Origin of the sequence: Pseudotabrizicola formosa, from assembly GCF_002900965.1 — a bacterium.
GTDB classification, from domain to species: Bacteria; Pseudomonadota; Alphaproteobacteria; order Rhodobacterales; family Rhodobacteraceae; genus Pseudotabrizicola; species Pseudotabrizicola formosa.
On the sequence record NZ_PJOM01000004.1, the window covers coordinates 264,554 to 270,907 of the forward strand.

Consider the following 6,354-nt stretch of genomic DNA (forward strand, 5'->3'; position numbering starts at 1 on the left):
TTCCCGCACCTTCCCCCTGTGTTACAGGGGGGAGGTGTGTTTGTTTTCAATGGGTTGGGTTTTGGATTTAGGGATTTGTTAAGCTTTGGGGGGAGGGGTGGCGGGGTGAACCCCGCCCTACCGGGGCTTGAACGTGGCGAGAATATATGATACGTATCGCGTATGATTGTTAGCTTTGCCGACAAGCGCAGTGAAAAGCTGTTCCGGCTGGAGCGGGTTGCGGCGTTTCAGGCGGTGGAGCGGGCGGCCTTGCGGAAACTGGCGATGCTGAACGCGGCGGTCACGCTGGACGATCTGCGCGTGCCGCCCGGCAACCGGCTGGAGGCGCTGTCGGGCAACCGGGCCGGGCAATGGTCGATCCGGATCAATGACCAGTGGCGGCTGTGTTTCAGATGGGAAGGAAATGACGCCTATGACGTTGAAATCTGCGACTACCACTGACGCGGAAACGCTGGACCCGGTGCATCCGGGGGAGGTGCTTGGCGAGGAATTTCTGGCCCCGCTGGGCCTGAGCGCCGCCGAACTGGCGCGGCGGGTGGGCGTGCCCGCCAACCGGATCAGCGAAATCGTGGCCGGACGGCGGAGTGTGACGGGGGACACCGCCCTGCGGCTGGCCGCCGCGCTGGGCACCAGTGCCGAGTTCTGGATGAATTTGCAGAAGGGCTGGGAACTGGCGGTGGCGCGGCGGGCTTGGGGTGGCGGTGTGGAGCGGGTTTGAGGGGGATGGTGAATTAAGCGCCTTAAGTTTGCCTGAAGCTTGCCACGGAGGGTATTTTGGAACAGATTGCACTTCAAATTAACTTGCGAGAGTAGTTCGAACTTAGATGGCAGTTTTTACTGATGAAACAGCGCTCAAAACTGCGATGACTGAGAACTCAGGATCAGCCTTTGTTGATAGCTATATTCTTGGTGCAGACACAACTCACTTTGATTTAAACAAAAGGCGATTTGTTTCTGATCTAATAAACGAAGAATATGGGATTCAGGTTGAAGCCCAAGAACTTGTTGTTGTTGGTTCTTCAAAACTTGGGTTTGGCATAAACGAAAAAAGGCTATTTGATGGCCGGATCGCTCCTGCATACCGTCCATTTTCTGAATTTTCTGATATTGATCTTTCAATTTGCAGTCCGGCTCTTTTCAATCTGCTGTGGCATGAGATAAGTGCCAACTTTCATCAGCTGAGTTATTTTCCATATAAGTGCCGTAAGCTAGGAGACTACTTTACATATGGGTGGCTTAGGCTTGATCAGATTCCTTATGATGTAGCGCCTAGGCTTGTAAAGTGTGAAAGCCTGAAGGTTTTAAGGGGAAAGGCTCGAAAAGATCGAGTGAATGGACATCCAAAGCTAAACTTCGGAATTTTTCACGATGTTCATCATTTGAAGCTTTACCAATTGCGTAGCGTTGACGCTTGCCGAAAGAAACTGGAGTCGCCTTTATGATTGTCACAACTGCCACAAATAAAAAAGTTCGTGAACTGCTCAAGTCGGTTCGTGATGGCTCTCTTATACCACGGCCAGAATTTCAGCGCCGACTGGTTTGGACAATAAAAGATAAGGATAAGTTTATTGAGTCTGTCTTGAAGGGGTACCCGTTTCCAGAAATCTACATCTGTAACGGAGAAATCGACACCGATACAGGTGAAGGTACTCAACTACTAGTCGATGGCCTGCAACGCGTTAGCACTTTGGCAGAGTATTTTAACGGCTCTAGCTCCTTCGTGCATACGCTTACGAATCCATATCAGGACTTGATGATACCAGAAAAGGAGGCGTTTCTCGACTACAATGTTGTCGTTCGCGATTTGGGGACGCTAACAAAAGATCAAGTAATAGAGGTTTTTAGAAGGCTTAACTCTACACAGTATACATTGCGCGATATGGAGGTAAACAACGCAATCTATGATGGGGCAATGAAAAAGTTCTGTGAGCGGCTTTCAGAGCATGAGTTTTTTGAAGTTCATCGGGTGTTCCTTGCCAGTGACAGAAAGAGAATGGGTGATGTTTCATTTTGTCTATCTCTTGTAGCAACAATGATGTATGGATATTTTAATCGGGATAGTGAGCATGAGAGCATTCTGAGCAAGTACAACGAATCATTTCCGGACGAATCGGAGTACTTGAGAAGAATTGAGTTCGTCTTTGAGTTTATTGACGAGTGTGGATTTGATGCCAAGTCGCGTATTTGGAAGAAGGCAGACTTCTTCACGGCGTTTCTGGAATTGGACGGTGCATTGAACATCGCTCACCTAAAAGTTGATCCGTCGAGTGCCGTCAGCAATCTCACGACGTTTTATGATCAAGTTGACAGCGTCGTGGAGCAAACAGAGGTTGCTGCAATATATTATAAATCGGCGTTGCAGGCGTCAAACGACAGAAATAATAGACTACGTAGAGCCTTTGCAATTTCTGGCGTGATTCGCGGAGAGACTGAGGATAAAGTTCTCGCGGTAATGCGTGATTTTGGACTAGTATGATCGCCCTCCCTCACCCCTCCCCAAACCACCGCTCCACATAATCCATCACGTCATCCATCAGCCCGCCCCGCCGGGCCTCGGGGCCTGAGAAGCGCAGGGCGTAGCCGTGTTGGGTGTGTTCGCGGCGGATGGTGAGGCCTTTTTTGAGGTGCAGCAGGCGGCGGGGGCGGGGGGAGTCTCCGGCCGTCTTACTGGTCGTGCTTTCGGTGATCAGGGGCAGCAGCGCCTGCCATTGGGTGTCGAGGCTGGGGGATTTCAGCTCTGCCAGCGCGGTAAGCAGCAGGTTTTCCCAGCCGTTGCGCACGGGGATGGCGAGGCGGTCCATCTGGCGGCTGGTGAGGCGTTCGGGGGTCTGGAGGAGTTTGTCGAACACCTGCACCACATCGACATGGCCGCGCATCCGGTAGTGCGACTGGCGCGAGAGCATGGGGTAGAGCGCCTCGATGGCGGCGTCAGGGGTGGGGTAGTAGAGGCCCTGCACGGCTGTCAGCACCAGACGGGCCTTTTCCCACGGGCTGATCTGGACGCGGATTTCATTCTCGCCCACCATTTCGGCGAAGGCCTGATCATAGGTTTCGGGGCTGCGCACGAAGGCCTGCACCTTATCATGCCCGAGGCGTTGCACCGCAGTAAGACGGCGGAAGCCCGAGATGAGGCCATAGGTGAAGGGCGGTTTCGAGGTGGAGAGGGTATAAACCTCTATCGGCTGGCGCAGGCCGCTGTCGCGGATCGAGTCTGCCAGGGTGGTGATGTCTTCCTCGGCGATCACGCGACGGTCGCGCGGGAGGGCATGCGCGTCGATCTGGTCAAGCGGGATCAGGCGGAGGTCGGTGTTGGCGAGAGATGTCATGCGGCGGCTCCTGTCAGGCAGGGCTGCGAGCATGGGGCGGCAGGGTTAGCGCCGGGTTCGGGGGGCGCGCGGTGCACGCCCCCCGGGATGTTTGCAGAGGGCCGATTACATCGGTGGCATGATGACGGTGTCGATCACATGGATCACCCCGTTCGAGGCCGCGATGTCGGCGGTGGTGATATTGGCGCCGTTGACCTTGGCGCCGCCGTCGAGCGTGATGGTGACATCGGCCCCGTTGACGGTGGCGGCGGTCATGCCTTCGGTCAGATCGGTCGACATCACGGCACCCGGAACGACGTGATAGGTCAGGATCGCGGTCAGCTGATCCTTGTTTTCCGGCAGGAGCAGGGTGTCGACGGTGCCAGCCGGCAGGGCGGCGAAGGCTTCATCGGTGGGCGCGAAGACGGTGAACGGGCCTTCGCCCTTCAGCGTTTCGACCAGACCGGCGGCGGTCAGCGCGGCGGCGAGGGTGTTGAAGGTGCCTGCCTCGACCGCGGTGTCCACGATGTCTTTGGAATGGCCGTCTGCGAAGGCAGGGGCCGAGAAGGCAAGGGCGGTTGTCATGGCAAGAAAGGTTCTGCGGATCATAGGTCACTCCCGTTTGATCATCGCCTTGATTGGCCTGCCGTATATGGGGCAGTCCTGCGATCAGATCAGGGCGACATTTCGGTGAGTGGCCCTTGTCAGCGGCGCGGGCAGCGCTAAGCCGGGGGGTCGGATATTTTCCAGTCAACAACCTGTGACGGCAGGTGATGTAACGTGAGCCGCAGCGGGGGCGATCTGGCCCCAGACTGGGACGCGCGGCGTTTGATTTTCTGCGCCAGCCTGCCATGTTCTATGGCGACAGGATGGGAGATGGAAATGACGCTTGGGTTGAAATGGTCGGATGTGACGCCAAAGCCGCAGTGGATGAACCGCCGGCAGCTGATGGCGGGGGCGGGGGCGCTGATGGCGGCGCCTGTGGGGGCGCAGAGCGGAATGGCGCAGACTGGGCTAGCGAAAAGCCCCTATTCCACCGATGCGGCACCGAACACGCTGTCCGAGATCACCACCTATAACAATTTCTACGAGTTCGGGCTGGACAAGGGCGACCCCGCCCGCAACGCCCGGCTGCTGACGACCGACCCCTGGGCGGTGGAGATCAGCGGCCTGGTGGACCGGCCCGGCAGCTATGATCTGGCCGATATCCTGCAAGGGGCCCCGCTGGAGGAGCGGATCTACCGTTTCCGCTGTGTCGAGGCCTGGTCGATGGTGATCCCCTGGGTCGGGTTCGAGCTGGCGCATCTGCTCAACAAGGCGGGCGTGCAGCCAGGGGCGAAATATGTGGCATTTGAAACGCTGGTCCGCCCCGAGGAGATGCCGGGGCAGCAGACCCGCAGCCTGGACTGGCCCTACCGGGAAGGCTTGCGGCTGGATGAGGCGATGCATCCGCTCACCATTCTGGCGACGGGGCTCTATGGGGAGCCGATGCCGAACCAGAACGGCGCGCCGATCCGGCTGGTGGTGCCGTGGAAATACGGCTTCAAGTCGATCAAGTCGATTGTCAGCATCCGGCTGACCGACACCCAGCCGCAAACCACCTGGAACATGCAGAACGCCCGCGAATACGGCTTCTATAGTAATGTGAACCCCGAGGTGAGCCATCCGCGCTGGTCGCAGGCCAGTGAGCGCCGGGTGGGCGCAGGCATTTTCGCCGGGCGCGAGGATACGCTGATGTTCAACGGCTATGGCGACCAGGTGGCCAGTCTTTATGCCGGGATGGACCTGAGCAAAGACTTCTGAGGCGGTGCAGATGCTGGCCTCCGCGATCGACCGGGTCAACGGCCTTGCCCGGCGCCTGCCCACCGGGGTGGTCTGGGCTGCGGCCTTCATTCCCTTTGTCTGGCTGGTCTGGGCCGCGGCGACCAACCGGCTGGGGGCGGACCCGGTGAAGGCGATCGAGCTGCAGCTGGGCCTGTGGGGGCTGCAACTCCTGATCGCCTCGCTGTGCATTACCCCCTTGCGCAAGACCGGGCTGAACCTGCTGCGGTTCCGCCGCGCGCTGGGGGTGATGGCCTTCTTCTATATAGCGATGCATTTCCTCGCCTGGGTGGTGCTGGACATGGGCCTGCGCTGGGAGGAGATCCTGCGCAACCTTTATAAGCGGCCCTATATCATTCTGGGGATGGTCGGGCTGCTGGCGATGATTCCCCTGGCGGTGACCTCGACCAATGCGGCGATCCGGCGGTTGGGGGCGGCCAGATGGCGGAGTCTGCATCGCCTTGCCTATGTGGCGGCGGTGGCCGGGGCGCTTCATTTTGTGATTTTGGTGAAGGGCTGGCCGCTGGAACCCTTGCTTTATGCGGGTGCCGTAGCGGCAGTTCTGCTGCTGCGGCTGCGTCTGCCACAGAGGCTTCGCGCCTGAGTCTGTGGATAACCCGCGCAGGCGGGGAAATGTTCCGGCCGGGCCGCAAGAAAATTGCCGCAACCCGCCGCTTCTTGTGGCGATAGTTTCGCCAACCCCCGGATTTTGCGCGATTTTCGGGTTTTGTGAAAAAAATGCGACTGCCTGCGTTTTTTCCTCTTGCGGGTTCCGGCACCCCGCCGTAAATACTGCCTCACCGAAGCGAAACAGCGACGGTGACGGACGGAAGCGAAGACGAAGCGACGCGGAAACGCAGAACGGAAGCAGAGCGGAAGGTCGGAAAATCTGAAGATACGGCGGTTCGGGAAACGCTAAGAGATTAGCGCCTCGATTTTGTTTTGTCTTCTTGCTCTTTGAAAATTGAAAGTGATGAAGGGATATGTGGGCGGTTTGGGCGCATCGGCGTCTGACACGTAGCATATCTGCCCAGCAGGGGAGTGACCGAGAGGTTACCGACCGATGACCTGGGGAAAGCTTCACGGTTTGTGGGTTCTTGTTTCTTTGGAAACACGAGCACATGAATTGTTAGGACCTGTGTCCTTAAGGGATGCAGGCAGATGTGCGAAGGTTCGACGTCAAGGATAAGTTCTTCGGAACTTTTCAACTTGAGAGTTTGATCCTGGC

At 57.5% G+C, this 6,354-nt stretch carries 8 protein-coding genes; 6 read left to right on the forward strand and 2 right to left on the reverse strand.

Going from position 1 to position 6,354, the window contains the following annotated elements:
• The first annotated feature begins 162 nt into the window (after nucleotides 1-162).
• From CXR43_RS15235 to CXR43_RS15245, 4 genes are all read left to right on the forward strand, one after another.
• Nucleotides 163-441: a type II toxin-antitoxin system RelE/ParE family toxin gene (locus CXR43_RS15235; protein WP_103335323.1), complete on the forward strand. Its 279-nt coding sequence runs from the start codon at nucleotides 163-165 to the stop codon at nucleotides 439-441.
• A complete protein-coding gene (locus tag CXR43_RS15240) occupies nucleotides 413-718 on the forward strand; it encodes a HigA family addiction module antitoxin (protein WP_103335325.1) in 306 nt (101 codons plus the stop codon). Before CXR43_RS15235 ends, CXR43_RS15240 begins: the two co-directional genes overlap by 29 nt.
• A gap of 106 nt (nucleotides 719-824) precedes the next feature.
• On the forward strand, nucleotides 825-1,442 hold the full coding sequence (locus tag CXR43_RS17765) for a hypothetical protein (protein ID WP_146036533.1): 618 nt from the start codon (nucleotides 825-827) through the stop codon (nucleotides 1,440-1,442).
• On the forward strand, nucleotides 1,439-2,476 hold the full coding sequence (locus CXR43_RS15245) for a DUF262 domain-containing protein (protein ID WP_103335327.1): 1,038 nt from the start codon (nucleotides 1,439-1,441) through the stop codon (nucleotides 2,474-2,476). The genes CXR43_RS17765 and CXR43_RS15245 overlap by 4 nt, the downstream gene beginning before the upstream one ends.
• 10 nt (nucleotides 2,477-2,486) lie before the next feature.
• Here the strand turns inward: CXR43_RS15245 and CXR43_RS15250 are convergent, their stop codons facing one another.
• Nucleotides 2,487-3,326 carry a ParB/RepB/Spo0J family partition protein gene (locus CXR43_RS15250; RefSeq protein WP_168219845.1) on the reverse strand — a complete coding sequence of 280 codons (840 nt, stop codon included), beginning with the start codon at nucleotides 3,324-3,326 and terminating at the stop codon, nucleotides 2,487-2,489.
• A 105-nt stretch (nucleotides 3,327-3,431) separates the two neighbouring features.
• The gene (locus CXR43_RS15255; RefSeq protein ID WP_103335331.1) at nucleotides 3,432-3,914 is read right to left on the reverse strand and encodes a fasciclin domain-containing protein; all 483 of its coding nucleotides are present in this window, start codon (nucleotides 3,912-3,914) and stop codon (nucleotides 3,432-3,434) included.
• A gap of 267 nt (nucleotides 3,915-4,181) precedes the next feature.
• Between CXR43_RS15255 and msrP the strand changes: the two genes are divergently transcribed.
• Nucleotides 4,182-5,108 (forward strand): protein-methionine-sulfoxide reductase catalytic subunit MsrP, encoded by a 927-nt coding sequence (gene msrP, locus CXR43_RS15260; RefSeq protein ID WP_435530812.1) that lies wholly within the window; start codon nucleotides 4,182-4,184, stop codon nucleotides 5,106-5,108.
• 10 nt (nucleotides 5,109-5,118) lie between these two features.
• Nucleotides 5,119-5,730 (forward strand): protein-methionine-sulfoxide reductase heme-binding subunit MsrQ, encoded by a 612-nt coding sequence (gene msrQ / locus CXR43_RS15265; protein WP_103335425.1) that lies wholly within the window; start codon nucleotides 5,119-5,121, stop codon nucleotides 5,728-5,730.
• The last annotated feature ends 624 nt before the right edge of the window (nucleotides 5,731-6,354 follow it).